Genomic DNA, 23,675 nt, shown 5'->3' with positions numbered 1-23,675 from the left:
ATGCTGCCCGATCCTCATCGAGGCGGAGGCGCGGCGCGCGCCGGGGCGCCCCCCGCGCGGTGCAGGGAGTGCGGCCGGCGGGTCGCGCACGCGCATCCAGGGTGCCCGCAGCACGGCCCCGTGGCGCGGCAGGCCGGCCCGGAGCGCCGCGCGCCGGGCGGCGCGGACGACACCGACGCCGGCGGGCTCGGCGCGACCACGCCGCCCAGCGTCGCAGGCTACCGCGTCGCCCGGCTCGCCGGCGTGGGCGGGTTCGGGGCCGTGTTCGCGGCCGAGCCAGAGGGCGGCGGACGGACCGTGGCGATCAAGGTCGCGCGCGCCGATCGGGCGGACGCGCGCGTGCGCCTCCTCGAGGAGATGCGGGCCCTCCACGACATCGGGCCGCCCCACGTGCCCGCCGTCTACACGTGCGGCCAGCTCGCCTCCGGCCTGCCGTACTTCGTGATGGAGTACCTCGACGCCCCGACGCTGGCCGACCGCCTGATCGCGCCCGGCGTCGCCTGCCCCATGCCGCCGCGCGAGGCGTGCGCCCTCGCGCGCGCCGCGCTCCGGGCCCTCGACGAGATCCACGCGCGCGGCTACGTGCACCGCGACGTCAAGCCGGAGAACATCTTCGTCTCCGGCGCGCTGGCCCGGGACGGCGCCGAGGGCGGCGGGCATCGCGCCACCATCATCGATCTCGGCCTCGCGGCGGGGCGCCGCGACGGGCGCGTCGACCTCACCGCCGAGCTCGACGCGCCCGGCACCGCCGAGTACATGGCGCCCGAGCAGTGCGACGGCCGCGGCGACGTCGACGCGCGCGCGGACGTCTACGCGCTCGGCGTCGTGCTGTACGAGCTGCTCACCGGCAGGCCGCCGTTCTGGGGCGCCGCCGCCGTGGTGCGGCAGGACCACCTGAGCCGCCGCCCCCCGCGCCCCTCGTCGATGGCGCCGATCGCGCGCTCGCTCGAGGAGATCGTGCTCCGGTGCCTCGCCAAGGACCCCGGCCAGCGCTTCGAGAGCGCCGCCGCGCTCTGCGCCGCCCTCGAGGACTTCGAGCGCGCCGAGGAGCGCCGCTTCTGTCGGCCCAGCTGCCGGCCCAGCCGCGCCGCCACGGAGCCGCCGCCGACGTGCGGCCGCAGCGCCGGCCGGCGCGCCGTCGCGCTCCTCTTCTTCGAGACCGCGCTCGACGTCGTGGCCCTCCAGCGGCGGCTCAGCGCGCTGGGCGGCCAGCTCGCGCACGCCGCGGGCAGCCGCGTCGTCGCCGTCTTCGACCACGAGGACGGCGCGAGCCCGCTGCGCCGCGCGCTGCACGCCGCCCGCGAGCTCGAGCAGCAGCGCGTCCTCTCCCGCGGGCTGCTCGACCTCGCGACCGTGTCGGTCCAGACGCGGCCCGACGGCGCGCGGCGGTTCCTGAGCCCGCTCTTCCACCGCGACGACCGCTTCGCCCGGGCAGGCGCCGCGGGGATCGCCCTGTCGCCGGCCGCGGCGGCGGCGCTCGGCGACGGCGCCTCGCCGGCCGCGGGCGACAGCCTCGCGCCCGGGCCGGCCTCGGTCCAGCTCGGGCCGGCCTCCGCCCAGATCGACGCCGACACCGCGGTCGACGCGAGCTCCCAGCCGTTCTTCGGCCGGAGCGACGTGCTCGACGCGCTGGTCGCGGGCGCGCGCCAGGCCGTGGCGACCTCGACGCCCACCATCGCCAGCGTCATCGGCGTGGCCGGCCAGGGCAAGAGCCGCCTCGCCGGCGCCCTCGTGCAGCGGCTGCGCGCGCTCGACCGCCGCGCCGGGGTGATCGAGCTCCGGACCGGCGAGCCGGTCGCCGGCGGCGCCGACCGCGTCGTCCGGGAGATCCTCCAGCAGGCGCTCGGCCTGCCGTCGTCGCCGCCGGCGGACGGCGGCGGCGAGCTCCTCCGGCGCCGCCTCGGCGCCGCGCAGCACGCGCGGCTCGGGGGCGCCGTGGCGCTCGCGCTCGGCTGGATCAGCGACGGCGCGCCCGCCGAGGCGCGCTACCCGGAGCTCCGCGCGCTCTCGGCGGCGCCCGGCGCGCTGCGCGCCGCGCTCGCCGTCGCGGCCGGCGAGGCGCTCCGAAGGCGGTCTCACCGCACGCCGCTCTTCGTGGTGCTCGACGACGCGCACGAGGCGGACGACGCGGCGCTCGCCGCGCTCGAGTACGCGGCGCTCGCCGAGGCGCGGAGCCCGCTCTTCATCTGCGCCCTCGCGCGGCCGACCTTCGAGCGCGCGCGCCCCTCCTTCGGCGACCGCGCCGCGCGCCGCGAGACGCACCGCCTCGAGGCGCTCGACCGGGAGAGCGCGATCGCCCTCTGCCGGCGGCTGCTCCTGCCCGCCGAGGACGTGCCCGAGCCCGCGCTCGCGCACCTCGTCGAGCGCGCGCAGGGCGTCCCGCTCCTGCTCGTCGAGCTCGTGCGCGGCCTCAAGCGCGAGGGCATCGTGCGCCGGCACCCGCGCGGCGACGCCTGGTACCTGGCCACGGACGAGCTCGATCGCCTCCCCGACATGCCGCTCCTCGACTGGCTCGCGCTCGGCGAGATCGACGCGCTCCCGCCCGCGCTCCAGGCGCACGCGCGCCTCGTCGCGCTCCTCGGCCCCGACGTCACCGTCGCCGAGGTGGCCGGCGTGCTCCAGCGGCTCGACGAGCACGGCGAGGCCGGCGACCTCCCGCTCGACGCCGCCGTCGCCGTGAAGCGCCTGCTCGCCGCGGGCCTGCTCGTCCAGGATCGGCGGGGCCGCATCGGCTTCCGGCACGCGCTGGTCCGCGAGGCCGTGGCCCGCGGCGCGCCCGAGCCGCTCCGCCGGCGCGTCCACCTCGCGGCCTTCAAGCTGCACCGCGACGGGGCCGCCGACGAGGGCGGCGAGGGCGGCGAGCGCGCCGCGCCCCACGACAGGGACGCGCGCCTCCTCCCGTTCGCGTACCACGCCGCGCGCGCGGGCCTCGCCGAGGTCGCGGAGGCCGCCTACCTCACCCTGGCCGAGCGCGCGCGCGCCCGGCACGCCTACCTCGACGCGGAGACGTTCTACAGCCGCGCGCTGGAGCAGCCGAGCGATCCGGCGGCGCAGGGCGCGAGCGCTCCGCCGAGCTCGCCGCGCGCGGCCGCGCCCCCGGGCCCGCCGCGCGCGCGCCCGGACCGCGCCGCCGCGCACCGGGGCCGCGGCCTCATGCGCTACCGCCTGGGCCGCTACCACGACGCGCTCGCCGATTTCGCCAGCGCGCGGGCGATCGCGCGGGCGCGGGCCGACGTCCCGGCGCAGATCGACATCCTCCTCGACGAGGCGACGGCGCTCGACTGGATGGACGAGTTCAAGAGCTCCGAGGAGCGCGTCGAGGAGGCGCGCGCGCTCGCCGCCGGCATCGCGCTGTCGCCGGCGCTCGCCGCGCGCCTCTCGCTCGGCGTCGGGCGCTCGCTCCACCGCTTCAGCCGGGAGGAGGAGGCGGCCGCCGCGCTCGAGCGCGCCGCGGCCGCGGCCGCCTCGCTGGGCGGCGACGGCTACGAGACGCTCGTCATCTCGCTGCTCATGCTCGGCTTCGTCCTCCAGGGGCTCGGCCGGCTCGACGACGCCGAGGACGCGCTCGGCCGGGCGATCGCGCTCTGCGAGGCGCACCGCGACACGCTCCACCTCGGCTCGGTGACCAACAACCGCGCGCTCCTCTGGGCGTGCCGGGGCGACAAGGCGCGGATGATCGCCGACCTCGAGCGGGTGCTGTCGCTCGCGCGCGAGCTCGGCCAGAGCGGGCTGGAGCGGGTCGGCGAGTACAACCTCGGCGAGTACCTCTACCTCATGGACGACCTCGCGGCGGCGAAGCCGCACATCGAGCGCGCGCTCGAGATCGAGCAGCGCCGGTTCTGCGGGGCGTGCCGGCCCGTCGCCCTGCTCCTCAAGGCCCGGTTCCTCTTCTACTGCGGCGAGGAGGACGAGGCCCGCGCGCTGTTCGAGCGGATGCGCGCGACGCAGGAAGAGGCGCGCGCCGAGGGCCGCGCCGACGCGCTGATGGTCCCCTCCGAGGAGGTGCTCTGCGCCATGATCGGCCTGGCGACTGGCGACGGCGGCGACGGCAGCGACGGCGCGTGGGACGCCCTCGTCGACCGCTCGGCGAAGAGCTCCGTCGGCCAGGAGCACATCGAGGTGCTCGAGCTCCGCGCGGTGACCGCCCTGCGCCGCGGCCGGCTCGCCGCCGCGCGCGCCGCGCTCTCGGCCGCGCTGCGCGCCGCGGAGCGCATCCCGAACGTCATGGGCGACCGGCTGCGCCGCCACGCCGCCGCGATCGCGGAGCGCGACGCCGGCGAGCCGGACCTGGACCAGGCGACGCTCCCCTCGTAGGCGCGAACGGGCGCGGAGGTGCGACACCACCCGCCCAAAGCGACGTCGTGATCTCCTCCTGACAGAACGCTGACACCGCCCCTCGGAGCGCCACGTCGCTACGTCCGAGCCTGATCTTCTTTACGGCGATCGCCGTACAGCCTTCCTCCGTGCGTGCATGCATGCGTGTCCGTGATGTGCGCTTCGAGAATGTCAGTTCACGAACATACACAGATCGATCAATCGTTTTTGCGTTGGCCAGAGTCATATTTTGACATGGAAGAAGGGCGCCTCCGCGCGCTTGACAACACGAGAGATCAGCGCGTCTTGACAGCCAGGAATCCGGGGTCGGCTTGACAGATGGCCCCCTGAGCTCGACTTGATCCGCACGGTCGCAAGCACGATGTTGAACTCCAATTCACGCGAGCATTCACGCGAGCAAGAGAGCAGGAGCCGCCATTCAATGGCCCACGGCCGTCTTGACGCCGGCGAGCGGCGCTCCGCGACGCGCGAGGGTTTATAGAAGTGACGAGATCCATTGACGAAATCGACGTGAGCGGGAGGAAGGCCGCGGTGTGGGGGATCATCCCGGCCGTCGGGCGGGAGGGCGGCGCTCGGCCGCTCTCCTTCACGAGAGAGCTGCTGCCCATCGGCAGCCGCCTCGAGCGGGGCGTCGCGCGCCCTCGCGCGCTGAGCGAGCACCTCGTCGAGCGCGTGCTGCTCGCCGGCGCGACGAGGATCTGCTTCGTCGTCTCGTCGGGCAGCTCGGACGTCCTCGACTACTACGGGGCCACCGCCGGGCAAGCGAGCCTGTCGTACGTCGTCCAGCCGAGGCCGGCCGGCCTCTGCGACGCCATCTTCCGCGCGCTGCCGCTCATCCCGCCGGAAGATCTCGTGTTCGTCGGCCTGCCGGACACGATCTGGTTCCCGGAGGACGGGCTCTCGGCGCTCCGGTCTCGGGCCCTCTCGTTCCTCCTGTTCCCGGTCGACCGCCCGGAGCTCTTCGATGCCGTCGTCACCGACGGCCACGGGCGCGTCCTCGAGATCCAGGCGAGGCACCGCGACGCCGCGTCGCGCTGGACCTGGGGCGCCTTCAAGCTGACCGGCGCAGTGCTCCAGGAGCTCCACGAGCTCTGGCGCGCGCGGGGTCGGCGCGACGAGCACATCGGCCCCCTCGTCAACGAGTACATCGCCCGTGGCGGCGCGGCGCTCGGCGTCCACGCCGGGACCGCGTACGCCGACGTCGGGACCCTCGACGGCTACCGCGAGGCGATGCGCCTGCTCGGCGCGGCGACGAGGACGAGCCCGCCGGCGGCGCAGGTCGCCGTCGACGGGGCGCGGAGCGAGCCCCCCGGCGCGCCCGCCCCGCTGTTCGCGGCCGAGGGCGACGCCCGCTGACGCTCACCCGGCGGCGAGCGTCAACGGAGGGTCACCCGGCGGCGGCGAGCGCCAGCGTCCTCGCGTTGTCGGGCACGCACGTCAGGAACCGCTCGCGGAAGGTCGGGTCGCTGATCTTCGCCGCGCGGCTGAGCAGCTGCTCGCGCGCGGTGGCGAGCGCGTCGGCCGCCTCGCGCGCGGCCCCGGCGGCCGCGAGCGCCTCGGCGTAGGCGAGCCGCACCAGCGACTCCCCCTCCTCCAGCGAGCCCGCCTCCTCGAGCTGCGCGAACGCCTCGCGCGCGGCCGGCAGCGCCTCCTCGCGGCGGCCCTGCGCGAGCAGCGCGCGCGAGAGCACCGCGACCGCGGCGGCGCGGAGCGGCGGCGCCACCGTCAGCGCCTCCACCGCGGCGCGCGCCTCGCGCTCCGCGCCCGCCGGGTCGCCCGAGCGCAGCAGGATCTGCGCGAGGTACATCAGCGCCACCCCCTCCATCCGCCGGTCGCCCTGCCGGTGGAACGCGGCGGCGGCGCGGTGCTCGAGCTGCTTCGCCTCCTCGATCTGCCCGAGGTGGGCGATGACGTAGCCGAGGTTCTGGAGCGCGGCCGTCTCCACGTCGTCGAGGCCCATGCGCTGCGCCGCCGCGAGCGCCGTCCGGAGCGCCGACTCGGCCACCTCGAAGTCGCCGAGCTCGCCGTAGAGGAAGCCCAGGTTCGCGCGCACCGAGCAGGCGTTCCGGCGGTCGCCGGCCTGCTCGAACGCCGGGAGCGCCGCCGTGAGCCCGCTCAGCGCCGCCCCGATGTCGCCCTTCGTCTGCGCCCGGATCGCGCGCACCTGCTGGTAGAGCCCCACCGCCTGCGGCTCGAGCCCGGCCTTCTCGCCCGCGACCGCGTCGAGCATCCGGATCAGCTTGTCGGCCGCCGCGTAGCGGCCGCCGAAGATGAGGTACGTCGCGCCCTCGGACAGGCACATCACCCGGGCGCTGAGCGCGCCCACCGCCTCGGCCGCCCGCGCCGCCCACGCCTCGACGCGGTCGAAATGGCCGAGCTTCCCCTCCGCCATGATCACCTGCCCGATGGCGCGGAACCACGACGGGCTGCCGGGCCGCACGAGGCTCGCCGCCTCGGTGCCGCGCTGCGCCGCGAGCGCCGTCTCCTGCTGCCACAGGCTGACCTCCGCCTCCACGAGCCTGAGGCGCCCGAGCTCCTCGTCCGTCGCCCCGCACGCGATCCCCATCTCGGCGCGCGCGAGCGCGCTCGCCAGGTCGTTCGCCTCGATGGCCTGCTCGGCGGCCCGGCGGTACCACCGCACGGCGCGCGCGGGCTCGCCCCCGAGCCGGAAGTGCTCCGCGAGCGCCATCGCGTCGGTGTGCCCGCTGCGCTCGAGCCACTCGCCGGCCAGCTTGTGGCCGAGCGTGCGGTCCTCCTCGGTCAGCATCGCGTACGCGGCCTCGCGCACGATCGCGTGGCGGAACACGTAGTCCGTCGGGATGAGCCACCCCGGCGTCGACGCCGGCGCGATGAGCTCCCGCGCCGCGAGCGCGTCGAGCCACGTCTCGGTCTCCTTCACGCGCGTCGCGCCGCCGAGCAGCGCCGCCACCGCGAGCTTCGAGAAGCGGTCGCCGAAGATGCTCGCCGCCCGCAGCACGCGCTTCGCCTCGTGCCCCTCGGCGTCGAGCCGCGCCTCGACCGTGCCCAGCACCGAGTCGGGCAGCACGTGCCCCTTGCCGTCCGCGACCGCGCGGATCAGCTCTTCCAGGTAGAACGGGTTGCCGTCGGCCCGGTCCACGACCCGGGCCACGGTCTCGGCGGGCGTGTCCTCGCCGAGCGCGCTCCGCACCATCCGCTCGCTCGCCTTCGCGGGCAGCGGCCCGAGCTTGATCGTCTGCACCTCGCGATCGGCCCAGAGCCCGGGGAACTGCTTGCTCACCTCGGGCCGGGCCAGCGCGAGCAGCATCAGCGGCAGGTCCCTGAGGTTCCTGAGCGTCTGATCGATGAGGCGCACGGTCGCGGGGTCGCCCCACTGCAGGTCCTCGAGCACGAGCAGCACCGGCTGCGCCGCGCACTCGGCCGCGAGCCAGTCCTCCCACGCGGCGCGCGTCGCGTCGGCCATCAGCATCGCGTTCTCGCGCGCCGCGCGCAGCCCGCTCGTCTCGCCGTCGGGGAACGGCGTCCGCGACAGCTCGCCCAGGAAGGCCGCGATCCGGTTCAGGGCGTCGCCGCTCAGGTGGCGCCCCAGCCGGCGCTTCAGCTTGCGCCGCCGCGCCTCGATCGGCTCGCCCTCGCGCATCCCCGCCGCCTTGTAGAGCGCGTCGGCGATGAGCCCGAACGGCGACCCCGCGGCCACCGACTCGGCCCTGCCGGAGAGGATCTCCACAGCCCCGAACTGGCGCCGCACCCGGGTCAGGAACTCCAGGCGGAGCCGCGACTTCCCCGCCCCGGCCGGGCCGATCACGAGCACCGCGCTCGCCAGCGACTCGCTCACGCACCCCGAGAACACGCCCTCCAGCATGGAGAGCTCGCGGATGCGCCCGACCCACAGGCTCGGCTTGCCGAGCAGGACCGGGGTGCTCTCGTCGGCCGCCGTCTCGCTGGCGAGGAACGGCCCGCTCTCGTCCGTCTCGATCTTGAGCCGGCCGCCGACGACGCTCGCGGTCACGTCGTCGAGCCGGACCATGCCGGCCTGCGAGGCCCTGAGGGCGCGCATCCCCCGGTCGATCACGTCGCCCTCGATGAGCTTCGCCGACGACACCCCGCGCCCCGTCGCGACGGCGAGCGGGATGCCGGGGAACCGCGCGCGCAGCGCGAGCGCGCACCGCGCCGCCCGCTCGGCCCGGTCCACGGCGCTCCCGGCGCCGGCGAGGATCGCGATGAGCGACCCGCGCGAGATCTCCGTGATGTGCGCGCCGTAGGGCTCCACCGCGGCCCGCACCTCCGAGCGCGGCACCGCGGACCCCGGGCCCTCGCTCGAGAGCTCCCGCAGCACGCTCGACACGTCCGACGCGCTCGGCACCCCGCCGGCCGCCGCCACGCTCATCTCGACGTCGTCCGGCTCGCCGGCGAGCACGAGCGACACGAGCCGCTGCTCGCTGCGCGTGAGGAAGCCCGGCGGCCGCGCCGACCGCATCGTCTCGTCGCGCTGCGACGCCAGCGTCGCGGGCCGCGGGGTCGCCCAGGCGTCGAGCTCCTCGGCCATCTGCGTGAGCTGCACCCCGACGTCGCCGCCGTCGCGCGGCCGGTCCTCGGGGTTCTTGGCCATCATCCGGTCGATGAGCAGCTCCAGCGGCTCCGGCACGTCCGCGCGGACGTCGCGCAGCCGGGGCGTCTGCTGGAACAGGAGCTTGGCGAGCGCCGCCATGACGTGCGCCCCCTCGAAGGCCGGGCGGCCCGCGATGCACTCGTAGAAGACGCACGCCAGCGAGAACACGTCCGCCCGCGCGTCGAGGGCGCTCCCGCTCTCGATCTGCTCGGGCGCGATGTACCCCGGCGTCCCGAGGATCCCGCCGGTGTAGGTGAGCCGCCGCGACTCCCCGTCCGGGCGCGCGATCCCGAAGTCGACCAGCTTGAGCTGGCCGACGTCGCCGGCCGCGAGGAAGATGTTGCTCGGCTTGACGTCGCGGTGGATGATCCCACGCGAGTGCGCGAACGCGAGCGCGTCCGCGGTCCTGCGCAGCACCGCGAGGCTCTCGGCGACCGTGAGCTTCCGGCGCGCGAGGCACGCCGCCAGGTCCTCGCCCTCCAGCCACTCCATGGCGAGGTAGTGGTCCCCGGCGCCCGTCCGCCCGTGGGCGACGTACCGGACGATCCCCGGGTGGCCGAGCTCGGCGAGGATCTGCGCCTCGCGCTCGAACCGCTCGACGTCGAAGGCCTCGCGGCTCTGGAGGATCTTGAGGGCGACGGGGCGGTCGTCGAGGCGGTCGTGCGCGCGGTAGACCGTCCCCATCCCCCCGGCGGCAACTTGCCGCTCGACGACGAAGCGGCTCGCGAGGACGGCGCCGGAATCCACCCGCTCGAGCTTACTCGAGGAAGACGGTCACCGAGCTCTTGTAGCGATCGGTCCGGGCCGGGAAGATGCGGGTCCCGCACGGCAGCTCGATCAGGGGCTCGCGGTCGCGGCAGTGAAGGAAGCTGCCGTCGTGCCTCGGCCCGTCGCACACATCGCTACAATCACCCACGACGTCGACCACGCAGTCGTCGAGCGAGTCGCCGCAGACGCGCGGGATCGACCTCTCCCCGGGCGCGAGGCACGCGAAGCGGCGCTGCGTCTCCAGGAAGACATTGCCGTAATAGGTCGCCTCCGGCACATCGTACCTGTCGCGCTCCCGCTTCGTGGATGAGAGCGCCTCGTTCTGGCCGCGGATCGAGATGGTGACGTGCTCGCCCCGGTGATTCACGCGGGCGAGCAGGCAGGCTGACACCCACTCCTGACACGTCTCATCACACGAGCCGCGGCGCTGGCCCCACTCGGGCGCGAGGCCGAGCTCGCCGGTGAACGTGTAGGACTTGTTGCCCACCTCCACCTCGAAGCTCTCGTCCTCGGGGAGCGCGCAGCTCACGATGAAGCTGAGGAGCTCTCGCGACTCGGGGTCGCGGAGCGCCTGGCTCGTGAACGAGTTGCCCATCAGGGCGTTGCGGGTCAGCGCGTTGCGGGTCAGCGCGTTGCGGGTCAGCGCATTCCGGGTGAGCGCGTTGCGGGTCAGCGCGTTGCGGGTCAGCGCGTTGTGGACCACGACCTCCTGCTGGACCTCCGCCACCACGTCATCATCACCCTCGAGCTCGGCGGACACGACACAAGCGACCTGTGAGGACGCTACAGCCACGCATGCGATGAGAGCGAACTGGCGTGCAGATTCCATAGTCCTAATCTGATCTACACCAATACCGATCTTGGATTCAATTTCTTTATGGACAATTCTCCGGGACATGTTTCTGCACACTGCCGTGACACGCATCACGTAGTCAGGTGCCGGGCGGGAGAATCCGCAGAGCGCAGCACTCGCGCGCACCCCGAGTCGGGGAGGAAGCGAAGCAGCGTGTGGGTGGGAGAATTACGCCAGCTTCCTGGTCAGCAGCGCATTGACCAGGTCCGGGTTCGCCTTGCCGCCGGAGGCCTTCATGACCTGACCGACGAAGAACCCGATCAGCTTCGTGTTGCCCGCGCGGAAGCGGGAAACCTCGCCGGGATGCGCGGCGACGACGTGGTCGACGATGCGCTCCAGGGCGCCCTCGTCGGCGACCTGCCGGAGCCCTCGGCGTTCCACGATAGCCTTCGGGCTACCGCCCTGCTGCATCATCTCAGCCAGGACGTCTTTCGCTATCTTCCCGGAAATGGTCCCGTCATCAATCAGCGCCAGGAGCTCGCCGAGCTGCGCACCTGAGAAGGGCAGGTCGCCTGTCTTCTTGTCCTTCAGCTCGCGCGAGAGCGAATGGATGACCCAGTTGGCGGCGCTCCGCGCGTTATCGTGGACGGAGACGGCCTCCTCGAAGAGCCGTAGCAGGCCGTCGTCTTCGGCCAGGACGACCGCGTCGTCGCCGGGGATCCCCCGCGCGTCGATGAGGTGTCTGGCCTTCTCGGCCCGCGCCGGCTCGAGCCGCGCGATCCGCTCCTCCAGGGGCGCGCGCTCGACCTTGGGCTTGCCGGGCTGCGCCCGCTGCGCCGCGCTGTCGGGCGTGCGCTGCGCCGGCGCCGCGGCCTGCGCGGGCTTCTCCGCGGCGAGCTTCGACCACGAGTCCTTGAGCGCCACGGTGCGGTTGAACACGGGCGCGCCGGGCGCGGAGTCGACCGGATCCACGAAGAAGAACCCCTGCCGCTCGAACTGGACGTGGCTCCCCTTCTCGATGGTGGACAGGCTCGGTTCCACCCGGCACCCGGTCAGGGTCACCAGCGAACCAGGATTCAGGTTCTCCAGGAAGTCCTTCCCTTCCTCGACCGCGTCGGGCCGCTCGACCGCGAAGAGCCGGTCGTAGAGCCGGACCTCGGCGGGGATCGCGTGGGCCGCCGACACCCAGTGCAGCGTCCCCTTCGGCTTGCGGCCGTCGGGCGCTTCACCGGTCTTCGTGGGGCGATCGTAGGTGCAGCGGAGCTCGATCACCTCCCCTGTGGCCTGGTCTCTCACCACCTCACGGCAGGTGATGAACCCGGCGTATCGGAGCCGCACCTGCTGCCCTGGCGCGAGCCGGAACCACTTCTTGGGCGGGTCCTCGAGGAAGTCGTCGCGCTCGATGTAGACGACGCGGGAGAGGGGCACCTTGCGGGAGCCCTGCCTGGGCACGTCCTCTGGCCAGTAGGGCGCGTCGATCTCCTCCACCTTGCCCTCGGGGAAGTTCTCGAGGACGACGCGGAGCGGGCGCAGCACGGCCATGACGCGCGGGGCGCGGAGGTTCAGGTCGTCGCGGACGCACGACTCGAACTTCGCGATATCCACCATGCTGTTCGTCTTGGCGACGCCGATCTCCTCGCAGAAGCCGCGGATGGCCTCGGGCGTCACGCCGCGGCGCCGGAGGCCGGCGATGGTGGGCATGCGCGGGTCGTCCCAGCCGCTCACATACCCGCCCTTCACGAGCCCGAGCAGCTTCCGCTTGCTCATCACCGTGTAGTTCAGGTTGAGCCGCGCGAACTCGTACTGACGGGGGCGCGACGGGACGTCCAGGCTCTCGATGATCCAGTCGTAGAGCTCCCGGTTGTTCTCGAACTCCAGCGTGCAGATCGAGTGGGTGATCCCCTCGATCGCGTCGGAGAGGCTGTGCGCGAAGTCATAGAGCGGGTAGATGCACCAGGCGTCGCCCGTCCGGTAATGGCGCGCGCGCTTGATGCGGTAGATCGGCGGATCGCGCATCTTCATGTTGGGGGCGGCCATATCGATCTTGGCCCGGAGCACGTGCGCGCCCTCCGGGAACTCCCCTGCTCTCATGCGGGCGAAGAGGTCCAGGTTCTCCTCGACGGACCTGCTCCGATAGGGGCTCTCTCGCCCCGGCTCGGTGACGGTGCCGCGGAGCTCGCGGGTCTCCGCCTCGCTGAGGCTGCACACGTACGCCTTGCCCTTCCGGATGAGCTCCACCGCGAACGCGTACAGCCGCTCGAAGTAGTCCGACGCGAAAAAGAGCTTGTCGCCCCACTCGCCGCCGAGCCACCGCACGTCCCGCTGGATGGACTCCACGTACTCCAGGTCCTCGGCGGCCGGGTTCGTGTCGTCGAAGCGCATGTGGCACACGCCCCCGAACTCGGTCGCCAGCCCGAAATTGAGCAGGATGGACTTCGCATGTCCTATGTGCAGATAGCCGTTCGGCTCGGGCGGGAACCGGGTCACGACCCGCTTGTGTCTGCCTGCGGCGAGATCTTCGGAGATGATGTTACGGATGAAATTGGACGCGGCGCCGCCGCTGTCAGCGTCGCTCGGTCTCTGGCTCTGCGTTGTCACAGCTGTTTTCCACCTCGGCTCGGGCGCGGCCGCCCGAGCGGAGCCTACTCGAACGGCCCCCCCTGGACCACCGTGGAGAGGGCGCCGGCGCGGCCCCGCGCCGCGGGACAGAGCGCGCTCCCCCCGGGGCGGCGCGCAGCGCGCCGGGCGGAGCGGGGGAGCGCGGCGGGGGTGGGCTGGACGCAGCGTGGGCGGGCGCAGCAGCGGCGGCCCTGCCCTCGTACGCGGCGCGCGCGGACAGGGCCTGCGCGCCCGCGCGGGCGGTCAGAACTGGGCGGCCTCGGTCGACTCGTGGAGGGCGAGCGTGGACGCCGCACCGCCGGAGATCACCTGGGCGACCTCGTCGAAGTAGCCCGTCCCGACCTCGCGCTGGTGACGGGTCGCGCTGTAGCCGAACTGCTCGCCGGCGAACTCGGCCTGCTGGAGCTCGGAGTACGCCGACATGCCGCGGCGCTGGTACTGCCGGGCGAGCTCGAACATGCTGTGGTTCAGCGCGTGGAACCCGGCGAGGGTGACGAACTGGAACTTGTACCCCATCGCGCCGAGCTCGCGCTGGAAGCGCGCGATCGTCGCGTCGTCGAGGTGCTTCTTCCAGTTGAACGACGGAGAGCAGTTGTACGCGAGCATCTTGCCCGGGAACTGCTTGTGGATCGCCTCCGCGAAGCGCCTCGCCTGGTCGAGGTCCGGGGTCGACGTCTCGCACCAGACGAGATCCGCGTACGGCGCGTACGCGAGCCCGCGCGCGATGGCCGCGTCGAGGCCGCCACTCAGCACGTAGAAGCCCTCGGGCGTGCGCTCGCCGGGGATGAACGGCCGGTCGCGCGGGTCGACGTCGGAGGTGATCAGCTTGGCGCTGTCGGCGTCGGTGCGGGCGACGAGGATCGTCGGCACGCCCATGACGTCGCTGGCGAGGCGGGCCGCCACCAGGGTGCGGATGAACTGGCTCGTCGGGACGAGGACCTTGCCGCCCATGTGCCCGCACTTCTTCTCGGAGGCGAGCTGGTCCTCGAAGTGCACGCCCGCGGCGCCCGCCTCGATCATCGCCTTCATCAGCTCGAACGCGTTGAGCGGCCCGCCGAAGCCGGCCTCCGCGTCGGCCATGATGGGGGCGAGCCAGTAACGCCCCGACTTGCCCTCGGCGTTCTCGATCTGGTCGGCGCGGAGGAGCGCCTGGTTGATGCGCCGCACGAGCGTCGGGACGCTGTTCGCCGGATACAGGCTCTGGTCGGGGTACATCGTGCCCGCCTCGTTGTTGTCGGCCGCCACCTGCCACCCGCTCAGGTAGATCGCCTTGAGCCCCGCCCTCACCTGCTGCATCGCCTGGTTGCCGGTGAGCGCGCCGAGCGCCGCCACGTACGGCTCGCTGTGCATCAGGTTCCAGAGCCGCTTCGCCCCGAGCGTCGCCAGCGTGTAATCGATACGGACGGTGCCGCGGAGCCGCGCGACGTCGGCCTCGGAGTACGGGCGAACGATCCCGCTCCATCGGCCGGGGGCGACGTCGCTCGTCGTCGCGTGCAGGGAATCGGCGGATATGGGCGTGTTCAGCGGGAAAGCAGCGGACATGACTGTGCTCCTAGCGTGTTGGGTTGACGGGCGGCAGCGGCCGCTGTGTTGACATCGAAGCAGGTGAGTTGAGCGTCACGAGCGCTGCTCCTCGGCGCGCGTGATCAGGAGCTCGTACGCGGGCAGCGTGAGGAACTCCTCGAAGGTGTCTCCGATCGACAGCCGCTCGAACAGCTCGCGCGCCTCGGCGAACCGGCCGCCGTCGAAGCGCGCCTCGCCGAGCGCGCCGCGGAGCGCGGCCATCTCGCCATCCATCGCCGCGCGGAAGCGCTCCACGGTGAGCGGCTTGCCGTCGTCCAGCGTCGCCTCGTGGCGAATCCATTGCCAGACCTGCGTGCGCGAGATCTCCGCGGTGGCCGCGTCCTCCATCAGGTTGTAGAGCGGGACGCAGCCGAGGCCGCTGATCCACGCCTCGAGGTACTGGACGCCGACCCGGATGTTATGGCGGAGCCCGGCCTCGGTGCGCGCCCCGGACGGCACCTGCAGCAGATCTGCCGCCGTCACGCGGACGTCCTCGCGCTTACGCTCGATCTGGTTCGGGCCGGGCATGTGCGCGTCGAACACCTCGCGCGCGAGCGGCACGAGCCCCGGGTGCGCGACCCAGGTGCCGTCGTGTCCGTCCTTCACCTCGCGCAGCTTGTCCGCGCGCACCTTGTCGAGCGCCGCGCGGTTCGCCTCGGGGTCGCTCTTGATCGGGATCTGCGCGGCCATGCCGCCCATTGCGTGGACGCCGCGGCGGTGGCACGTCTTCACGAGGAGCTGGGTATACGAGCGCAGGAAATGCTGCTCCATCGTCACCAGCGAGCGATCCGGCATCACGCATGCCGGGTCGTTCCGGAGCTTCTTGATGAAGCTGAAGATGTAATCCCAGCGACCGCAGTTCAGCCCGGCCGAGTGCTGCCGGAGCTCGTGGAGGATCTCGTCCATCTCGAACGCCGCGGGCAGCGTCTCGATGAGGACGGTCGCCTTGATCGTTCCGGCGGGCAGGCCGAGCGCGTCCTGGGCGAAGAGGAAGATGTCGTTCCAGAGCCGCGCCTCCAGGTGACTCTCCATCTTCGGGAGGTAGAAGTACGGCCCGGTGCCGCGGCGAACGAGCTCACGCGCGTTGTGGAAGAAGAAAAGTCCAAAATCGAAGAGCCCGCCCGGCAACGGCTTTCCGTCGAGCTCGACGTGCTTCTCCCAGAGGTGCCAGCCGCGCGGCCGCACGAGCAGGGTCGCCAGCTTGTCGCCGAGGGCGTATCGCTTGCCCGTGGCCGCGTCCTCGTGGCGGAGCTCGCGCCGCGCCGCGAGCCTCAGCGCCGCCTGCCCCTCGATGAGGTTCTTCCAGGTGGGCGAGGTGGCGTCCTCGAAGTCCGCCATGAACACGCTCGCGCCGGAGTTCAGCGCGTTGATGATCATCTTGGGATCGACAGGGCCGGTGATCTCCACGCGCCGGTCGAGGAGATCGGCGGGCAGCGGCGCCACCGTCCAGTCCCCCTCGCGCACATCCCGCGTCTCGGTGAGGAAATCGAACCGGTCGCCCGCGTCGAGCCGCGCCTGCACCTCGCGCCGGCGAGCGAGCAGGCCGGGCACACGGTCGGCGAACTTCCGCCCCAGACTCGCAAGGAAGCGAAGGGCCTCTGGCGTGAGGACAGACGCGTCCCCCGGGACCCGGGGAGCGAGCAGCCTGAGGTTGGTCTCGTGATTCTGGCTCATCCACATCTCCTGCAACGCTGCGCGTCGTTACAACGTAGCTATGTTTGTCGACGAGGTTTCAGCGTCAACTTCGCTGTGAAATGCAGGCGGATAAGGATGTCGACAAAAGACCTTTACAGTCGGTCAACCTGTAAACTATTGTAAATTTCTAGCCAGCGAGCTGCCCCATCCATGCGGCGGCGCAGTAAGTTCAGCTACGTTCGGGAGGGTTCTCATGGCCGATGCACCTCTACTCGGCGCCAAGGTCCGCGCGCTGCGGCGCCGCGAGCACATGACGCAGGTCGATCTGGCGGAGCGCCTCGGCGTCTCGGCGAGTTACCTGAACTTGATAGAGAACAACCGCCGTCCGTTGACCGCGCCGCTCCTCATTCGCATTGCCCAGATATTCCAGCTCGATCTCCAGAACTTCGCCTCGGAAGAAGATGTCCGGCTCACAGCCGACCTCCACGAGGTGTTCGGCGACCCCATCTTCGAGAGCCACGGGCTGACGAACGCGGATCTTCGCGAGCTCGCCGCGACGTCACCGAACGTCGCGCGCGCGGTGCTCACGCTGTACCGCACGTACTCGACCACCCGCGAATCGCTGGCCACGCTCGGGGAACGGCTCGCGGGCGACGGGTTCGTCGCGGTGGACAACTCGCGCCTACCGTCGGAGGAGGTGAGCGACCTCATCCAGCGCCGGATGAACCACTTCGCGGAGCTCGAGGAGGGCGCCGAGGCGCTCTGGCGGGAGGCGGAGCTCGACGGGGATGACGTCTACCGCGGGCTCGTCCGGTACCTCCACGCGACGCGCGGCATCGAGGTGCGCATCGTGCGGGTCGCGGACGAGCGCCAGGCGATGCGGCGTTACGACCCGGACAGGCGGGTGCTCAGCATCTCCGAGGTGCTGCCGCCCCGGAGCCGCCGGTTCCAGCTCGCGCACCAGCTCGGGCTGCTCACGCAGTCGACGGCCATCGACCGCATCCTGCGCGACGAGAACCTCACGACCCCCGAGTCCCGCGCGCTCGCCCGCGTCGCGCTGGCCAACTACTTCGCCGCGGCGATCCTCATGCCGTACCAGCCGTTCCTGGAGGCGGCGCGCGCCGAGCGCTACGACATCGAGCTGCTCGCGCACCGCTTCGGCACCAGCTTCGAGCAGGTGTGCCACCGGCTGACGACGCTGCGCCGCCCCGGCGCCGAGGGGGTGCCGATGCACATGGTCCGCATCGACATCGCGGGCAACATCTCGAAGCGCTTCAGCGGCTCGGGCATCCGCTTCGCGCGGTTCAGCGGCGCGTGCCCCCGCTGGAACGTGCACGCCGCGCTCATGACGCCCGGCATGATCCGGATCCAGCTCTCGCAGATGCCGGACGGCGCCGTCTACTTCTGCATCGCGCGCACCGTGCGCAGCGACCGCGGCGGCTACCACGTCCCCCACACGGTGCAGTCGATCGGCATGGGCTGCGACGTGCGCTACGCCCGCGAGCTCGTCTACGCCGACGGCATCGACCTCGACAACACCGGCGCGGCCGTCCCGGTCGGGGTCACGTGCCGGACCTGCGAGCGCCTCGACTGCGCCCAGCGCGCGCTGCCGGCGCTGCAGCACCCGCTGCGCCTCGACGAGAACCGGCGGGGCGTCTCGTTCTACGCGTCCGTCGACAAGTGAGCCGGCCGCTCAGCTCGGCCGGCCGAGCAGCTCGTTGAGCGTGGACACGAGCCGCGCCACGTCGACCGGCTTGACCAGGTGCGCGTGCGCCCCGGCCGCCCGGCTCTTCTCGCGGTCGTCGTCGCCCCCGAAGCCGCTCACCACGATGATGCCGCGCGGCTTGTCCTCGATCGACGCGACGAGGTCGATGCCGCTGCCGTCGGGGAGCGACACGTCCGTCACCAGGGCGTCGACGGCGCTGTCGGCGAGCCGCGCGCGCCCCTCCTCGCACGAGCGCGCCACGACGACGCGGAAGCCCCGGCGGCGGAGCGCCATGCCGAGCAGCGCCGCCGTGTCGTCGTCGTCGTCCAGCACGAGCACCAGGGGAAGATCCGCGCTCATCGAGCACCTGCCTTGCGATCCGCCTCGTTCAGCGGCCACTCCAGGGTGATGCGCGTCTCCGCGCCCAGGCGCTCGACCCGCGCCGAGCCGCCGTGCGCCCTCAGCACGCCGTCGATCACCCGGACGGGCAGCGCGCCCTCGTCGAGCGGGTCCGCGTCCGGCGAGAGCGCGGCCTGGAAGAGCTCCTCCACCGAGGCCGTGTCCGAGTCGCTGGTGAGCACCACGCGCGCCCTGTCGCCGTGCGCCGCGAGCTCCACGGCGACCCGCGCGCGGGCGGCGCGCAGGGCGAGCATGAGCGCATCCGCGAGCGCCGCGGTCATCGAGGCCGGGTGGGCGAAGCCGCGCAGCGGCGCGAGATCGAGCGCCACCGAGACCTGGCGCCGGCCATAGACGAACGACGCCTCCGAGACGGCCTGGCGGACGAGCGCCTCGAGGTCGAGCGAGTGCACCGGGGTGTCGAGCTGCCGCGCCAGCTCGGACGCGGCGGTGTAGCGGTCGGCCAGGCGCAGCAGGCGGCGCACGCCCCGCCGCGCCATCGTGAAGAACGCCGCGTTCCGGGCGGTGGCCTCGCCCCCGAGAGCGCGCTCGAGCTCGTCGAGGGCCCCGGCCACGACGCCCGCGGGCCCGCGGACATCGTGGCCCGTGCGAGCGAACAGCTTGTACACCGACTCGGGCAGCGCCTTTTCCGTCATTCCTTACGCCTCACCGCCTCGCTCAGCTAAGAGCAGAGCTCGCCGATCCCGGCGAGCTGGCGGCCTTGTCCTTGTCTGGGCCCTCGTCCCCGCCCGATCCATCCTGCTCGCCGTAGCGCTCCAGCTTGCGGTAGAGCGTGCGCCGGTCGAACCCGAGCATCTGGGCCGCGCGCGACTTGTTGCCCCCGACGAGCGCGAGCACGCGCTTGATATAGCGCTTCTCGAGCTCATCCATCGTCATGATCTCCGCGGGCTCGTCGACGGCGACGACGAAGCGGTCGGGCCGGTAGGCCTGCACCTTCTCCGGCAGATCCTCGACCGTGATCTGCTCGAATCGGGCGAGCGCCACGGCGCGCTCGATGCTGTTCTCGAGCTCGCGCACGTTGCCCGGCCAGTTGTACGCGGTGAGCTTCTCGGCGGCCGCCGTCGAGAGCGAGAGCACGCCCTTGCCGCTGCGCGACGAGAACTTCTCGAGGAAGTGCATCGCCAGGTGGAGCACGTCGGTGCCGCGCTCGCGCAGGGGCGGCAGGTCGATCTTCACGACGTTGACGCGGTAGTAGAGGTCCTCGCGGAACCGCTTCTCGTACACCTCGGTCTCGAGGTCGCGGTTCGTCGCCGTCACGATGCGCGCGTCGAACGGGATCTCGGCGTTCGAGCCCACGGGCCGGACCTTCCGCTCCTGGAGGGCGCGGAGCAGCTTCGGCTGCACCTCGAGCGGCATCTCGCCGATCTCGTCGAGGAAGATGGTGCCGCCGCTCGCCTCGAGGAACAGGCCGGTGCGCTGGGTCTTCGCGTCGGTGAAGGCGCCGCGCGCGTGGCCGAAGAGCTCGCTCTCGAGCAGCGCCTGGGGCACCGCGGCGCAGTTGACGGCCACGAACGGGCCGGGGCGGCCGCTGGCCTCGTGGATCGCGCGCGCGATGAGCTCCTTGCCGGTGCCGGTCTCGCCGTGCACGAGGACGGAGGCGTCGCTCCGCGCGACGCGGCCGATCAGGTCGTAGACGCGCTTCATCGCGGGGCTGCGCCCGACGAGCCCCTTGGTCTGCTGGACGTCGTGGGCCGCCTCGCGCAGGCGCTTCACCTCGGATCGGAGGCGCCGGTGCTGGACGGCGCGCGACACCGTGAGGCCGAGGAGGTTGGAGTCGAGCGGCTTCGTGACGAAGTCGAACGCCCCGGCGCGCATCGAGGAGATCGCGGTCTCCATGCTCCCGAGCGCCGTCATCACGATGACGAGCATGTCGGGCCGGGCGCCGAGGATGCGCTCGCACAGCTCGAGGCCGCTCATCTCGCTCATACCGACGTCGGTCAGCACGACGTCGAAGTCGTCTTCGCTCACCAGCTCGAGCGCGCTCTTGGCCGAGGTGCGCGCCGCCACGGAGAACTCCTGCCTCTTGAGGAGGGCTTCGACTAGATCGCACGTCGCTTCGTCGTCATCGACGACGAGTATCCTGCCGCTCATCGCGTGTCCTTCCCCGGCAGCTCTATAGGTCGACCGCTGCCTGCAGTTGCAGGGAACGTGCCACGGAGACACCGCGCTATCAAGCCCGGGGCGCTCTCATCCTTGAGGTTATCTCGCGTGACGTTTCGCCACAGGTGCGCGTTCTTGCCCCAACCAGGCCAGCGCCAGGTCTGGCGCAGCGCCGCTGGGCCTTCCGGTCGGCGCCTTTTGCGGGGCGAGCGGCGCCTCCGGGGCTGAGCTGGTCGGGAACGGCTTACGAGCAGCCTGGATTTCCACAGACCGCAGCGTCGCCGTCCTGGAATGCACGTCGCGCGCCTCGCTCGCACGCGGGAGACCCAGGCCGCGGTGGACGGCGCCGGCCGCGCGACGCGGAGCGCGAGGGCCGATCGCGATTCGCGCGGGGCTCGCGCGCGGATCGATCGAGCGGATGCGGCGCGGCGGCGTCGGCGCCGATGCGCGACGCGAGGCAGGCGCGCTCGAGCGGGAACGAGGCGCGGCGAGGCCGCGTGCCGTTGTCGGCTTGATCGCCTCGACGTGACCGAACGGTCGGGTCCGTCCGAGTCGGCCCCAGAGGCGAAATTCCACATCGATATTCCATGTTCAGTTCCCGGGGTCGTCCAGGCGTGAATACCCCTACACGGCACACGGATTGCTAAAACTTGCGTCGATGAAAAACAGGGGGCGGAAGAGTGAGCGTCGCGACGAGACCTGCCTGCTGATTGCCGAGTCCGGTGCTTCCTGGACGGAGAGCGCTGCGTGGTTGACCACGCAGGCGCGTGATCTCCAGATGGTGGTTCAGCTCCCCGACGAGCACGCCTCGAGCTTCCAGTCGCGGGTGCAAGAGCAGCTCCGGCAGCTCGGGGACGTGAGCACGGCCGTGTTCGTCGCGACGTCGTCGTCGACGAAGCTGACGCTCCGGTCCTCGCTCCTGCGCGCGGTCCTCGGCGCCCTTCCGAGCGTGAAGCGCGTCGTCCTCTGCCCTGGCTCCGACCCGCAGGCCCCCGCGGCGCTCGAGCTCGCGGGCCTGTCGCTGACGCTGCGCGAGCTGCGCGGCAGCGGCGCGGTCACCTTCTCGCTCGAGGGTCCGCGCGGCGAGCCCCTGCCAGGGCTGGCGCGCCTCGCGATCGACGCGGCCGCGTGATCGGGCCGCAGCGCGAGCGCACGACAAGGCTCCTCATCCATCTCGACACCTCAACCCCCACGCTGGTTCTCCGGGAGAAGAATGCATGAAAGCAACACAGCTCTTGAAGGGGCATCACCGCGAAGCCGAGCGGCTGTTCGATCTGGCCCTGTCGGGCGTCGGCGATGTCCGGCGGGTGACGGACGAGCTCACCAAACACCTGCTCGCCCACATGCTCGCCGAGCAGGTGGTGCTCTTTCCGGAGCTGCTCGCGATCGAGCCTGACCTCGTCGGCGGGGCCTGCGAGGAACATACGGTCGCGCGGTTCGAGATCCGGCGCGTGGTCAACACGGCGCCGGACGACTCCAGCTTCAAGGCCAAGCTCACCGCCCTGCGCGACCTGATCATGCACCACGTCGAGGAAGAGGAGCGAGACCTCCTGCCCCGCATCGAGGCGGAGCTGACCGAGGACATGAACGAGCGGCTCGGCCAGCAGATGCTGGAGCTCTTCGACGCGCTGATCGCCCACTCCCGCCGCTCCCACGGCGCGCCCCACGCCCCGCAGCGCACGGCGACCGCGGCGTGACGACCTGCGCGCCCGCGCGCCTGCGCTGAGCTTCTTCTCCCGACCCTCCACCAAGCGCCTCAAGCGATCATCTGCCGGGTTCGACAGGCCCCCCGGGGCGCCCGTGCGCGTGCGGCGCGGGCGTCCGGACGGCGCCCTCCGAGGGGAGCTCCTCGGCGGCTCCGGGACGGTGCAGTCCCGAGGTCTCCTCGGGAGCCAGGGCACGACCAGGGCGACGGAGCCGACGTCCGTGTCCGTGGCCGCACCCCGCTCCAGCCGACTGCAGAGTTGCGGACTCAAGCGTTGGTCGCGGGCGCGTCGCCGGGGCCCGTGGGGCCGCCGTGGCCGGGCCCGTATCCGTGGGACTCGCCGTACCCGAGATCCTCGGGCACCATCTTGTCCGCCGCGCTCGACGGGGCAGGCTTGGCGGCGCTCGGCGCGTCCTCCGAGGCGAGCTCGTAGACGCCGCGCTCGAGCTCCATCTCCTGGAGAGCCGAGCCGCAGGCCCGGCAGGGCGTGGCCGCTGTCGATACGAAGATGTACCTGCGGCCACAGGATTTGCAGCGAAGCTCGCGGATCATCGCCGGCTCGCCTGGTCAGCTGGGCCGACCGTGCCGCGTCGCCTCCTGGGCGTCGCGCAGCTCATCGCCCTCGGGGCCGTCCAGCGCGCTGGCGGCTTCCTCCGCGTGCTCCTCGATCTTGCCGCCCTTCACCGACCTCTCCACGCCTTCGCGGTAACGCCGGTCCGCCGTGTGATTGCCTTCCCCCTCGATGTCCGCCGGTTGGGTCTGCTGAGTGGCCTTCTGGTTCTCCATCGTATCCTCCTGATGTTCGAAGCTCTCTGGATCGGGAAGCGGGTCTTGCACGAGGCGCGCCGCTACACGCGCCGCTTCGCCTCCTGGATCGCCCGATCGAGCTCCTCCACGCGCTCCGACACGCCCTTCTTCACCTGGTCGAGGTTCGTGCTCGTCGCCGCGTCGAGCTCGCGCAGGCTCCTGCGGACCGCCTCCGACTTGTCCTGGAGATCCTTCATGACCTTGTCGGCCTCGACCCTGGACATCTTCTTCTCCATCTTCGCGCGGAGATCGGCGACGTCCTTCTCGAGGTCCTCGATCTTGCGCGTCGTGGAGGCGCGCACGTCCTCGCGCGCCTTCAAGAGCTCCTTCTGGGCCTCGGCGGTCTTCTCGCGCGCCTCGACGGCCGCCTCGTTGAGCTCCTCCGCGGCCTCCCGGAGCGCCTTGTCTGTCTCGCGCTCGGCCCGCTGGTCGATGTCCGCGACCTTCTTGTCGAGCTCGTTGGCGACCTCGGCCGCCTTCTGCTGCGCTTCCTGCTGCGCGCGTTCGGCCTGGGCTTGCGCGTTCGTGGGGGAATCGCAGCCCGCGAAGAGGCTCGTGACGATGGCGATGGGAAGGAACGTACGGACGGTCAGCATGACAATCTCCTCCGGTCTGCGGTTGAGGCTCGACCTCGCGCCCG

General features: G+C 72.2%; 16 protein-coding genes. 5 read left to right on the top strand and 11 right to left on the bottom strand.

Annotated features, from left to right (window positions below):
• Together WME96_RS45495 and WME96_RS45490 are read left to right on the top strand one after the other, a co-directional pair.
• Nucleotides 1-4,314, top strand: a complete 4,314-nt coding sequence (locus WME96_RS45495; RefSeq protein WP_437287787.1) for a serine/threonine-protein kinase — start codon at nucleotides 1-3, stop codon at nucleotides 4,312-4,314.
• 552 nt (nucleotides 4,315-4,866) lie between these two features.
• Complete coding sequence (locus WME96_RS45490; RefSeq protein WP_437292425.1) at nucleotides 4,867-5,691, top strand: sugar phosphate nucleotidyltransferase; 825 nt, start codon at nucleotides 4,867-4,869, stop codon at nucleotides 5,689-5,691.
• 31 nt (nucleotides 5,692-5,722) lie between these two features.
• Here the strand turns inward: WME96_RS45490 and WME96_RS45485 are convergent, their stop codons facing one another.
• The 5 genes from WME96_RS45485 to aceB all read right to left on the bottom strand — a co-directional run bounded on the left by WME96_RS45485 (nucleotide 5,723) and on the right by aceB (nucleotide 16,340).
• Entirely contained in the window at nucleotides 5,723-9,670 is a 3,948-nt protein-coding gene (locus tag WME96_RS45485) for a serine/threonine-protein kinase (protein ID WP_437287786.1), read from the bottom strand.
• A 10-nt stretch (nucleotides 9,671-9,680) separates the two neighbouring features.
• Nucleotides 9,681-10,451 (bottom strand): hypothetical protein, encoded by a 771-nt coding sequence (locus WME96_RS45480; RefSeq protein ID WP_437287785.1) that lies wholly within the window; start codon nucleotides 10,449-10,451, stop codon nucleotides 9,681-9,683.
• Between the two features lie 261 nt (nucleotides 10,452-10,712).
• The gene (locus tag WME96_RS45475) at nucleotides 10,713-13,082 is read right to left on the bottom strand and encodes a glutamine--tRNA ligase/YqeY domain fusion protein (RefSeq protein WP_437287784.1); all 2,370 of its coding nucleotides are present in this window, start codon (nucleotides 13,080-13,082) and stop codon (nucleotides 10,713-10,715) included.
• Nucleotides 13,083-13,346: 264 nt separating this feature from the next.
• The gene (aceA, locus tag WME96_RS45470) at nucleotides 13,347-14,645 is read right to left on the bottom strand and encodes an isocitrate lyase (protein ID WP_437287783.1); all 1,299 of its coding nucleotides are present in this window, start codon (nucleotides 14,643-14,645) and stop codon (nucleotides 13,347-13,349) included.
• 75 nt (nucleotides 14,646-14,720) lie between these two features.
• The gene (gene aceB / locus WME96_RS45465) at nucleotides 14,721-16,340 is read right to left on the bottom strand and encodes a malate synthase A (RefSeq protein ID WP_437287782.1); all 1,620 of its coding nucleotides are present in this window, start codon (nucleotides 16,338-16,340) and stop codon (nucleotides 14,721-14,723) included.
• Between the two features lie 214 nt (nucleotides 16,341-16,554).
• Between aceB and WME96_RS45460 the strand changes: the two genes are divergently transcribed.
• Nucleotides 16,555-17,985: a helix-turn-helix domain-containing protein gene (locus tag WME96_RS45460; RefSeq protein WP_437287781.1), complete on the top strand. Its 1,431-nt coding sequence runs from the start codon at nucleotides 16,555-16,557 to the stop codon at nucleotides 17,983-17,985.
• A gap of 9 nt (nucleotides 17,986-17,994) precedes the next feature.
• On the opposite strand, the gene WME96_RS45455 is transcribed toward WME96_RS45460, so the two are convergent.
• The 3 genes from WME96_RS45455 to WME96_RS45445 are packed head-to-tail and all read right to left on the bottom strand — an operon-like array spanning nucleotide 17,995 to nucleotide 20,514.
• The gene (locus WME96_RS45455) at nucleotides 17,995-18,366 is read right to left on the bottom strand and encodes a response regulator (protein WP_437287780.1); all 372 of its coding nucleotides are present in this window, start codon (nucleotides 18,364-18,366) and stop codon (nucleotides 17,995-17,997) included.
• The gene (locus WME96_RS45450) at nucleotides 18,363-19,058 is read right to left on the bottom strand and encodes a histidine kinase (RefSeq protein ID WP_437287779.1); all 696 of its coding nucleotides are present in this window, start codon (nucleotides 19,056-19,058) and stop codon (nucleotides 18,363-18,365) included. Before WME96_RS45450 ends, WME96_RS45455 begins: the two co-directional genes overlap by 4 nt.
• A gap of 22 nt (nucleotides 19,059-19,080) precedes the next feature.
• Nucleotides 19,081-20,514, bottom strand: a complete 1,434-nt coding sequence (locus WME96_RS45445) for a sigma-54-dependent transcriptional regulator (RefSeq protein WP_433931982.1) — start codon at nucleotides 20,512-20,514, stop codon at nucleotides 19,081-19,083.
• A gap of 667 nt (nucleotides 20,515-21,181) precedes the next feature.
• Here WME96_RS45445 and WME96_RS45440 point away from each other — a divergent pair.
• Complete coding sequence (locus tag WME96_RS45440; protein ID WP_437287778.1) at nucleotides 21,182-21,655, top strand: hypothetical protein; 474 nt, start codon at nucleotides 21,182-21,184, stop codon at nucleotides 21,653-21,655.
• A gap of 85 nt (nucleotides 21,656-21,740) precedes the next feature.
• Nucleotides 21,741-22,220 (top strand): hemerythrin domain-containing protein, encoded by a 480-nt coding sequence (locus WME96_RS45435; protein WP_437287777.1) that lies wholly within the window; start codon nucleotides 21,741-21,743, stop codon nucleotides 22,218-22,220.
• Nucleotides 22,221-22,495: 275 nt separating this feature from the next.
• On the opposite strand, the gene WME96_RS45430 is transcribed toward WME96_RS45435, so the two are convergent.
• From WME96_RS45430 to WME96_RS45420, 3 genes are all read right to left on the bottom strand, one after another.
• Nucleotides 22,496-22,780: a hypothetical protein gene (locus WME96_RS45430; RefSeq protein ID WP_437287776.1), complete on the bottom strand. Its 285-nt coding sequence runs from the start codon at nucleotides 22,778-22,780 to the stop codon at nucleotides 22,496-22,498.
• A 15-nt stretch (nucleotides 22,781-22,795) separates the two neighbouring features.
• Nucleotides 22,796-23,014 carry a hypothetical protein gene (locus WME96_RS45425; RefSeq protein ID WP_437287775.1) on the bottom strand — a complete coding sequence of 73 codons (219 nt, stop codon included), beginning with the start codon at nucleotides 23,012-23,014 and terminating at the stop codon, nucleotides 22,796-22,798.
• Nucleotides 23,015-23,076: 62 nt separating this feature from the next.
• A complete protein-coding gene (locus tag WME96_RS45420) occupies nucleotides 23,077-23,631 on the bottom strand; it encodes a hypothetical protein (protein ID WP_437287774.1) in 555 nt (184 codons plus the stop codon).
• Nucleotides 23,632-23,675: the final 44 nt, after the last annotated feature.

Source organism: Sorangium sp. So ce406, assembly GCF_051474675.1.
Classification (GTDB): domain Bacteria; phylum Myxococcota_A; class Polyangia; order Polyangiales; family Polyangiaceae; genus Sorangium; species Sorangium cellulosum_G.
This window is presented reverse-complemented; position numbering and strand designations above follow the sequence as displayed.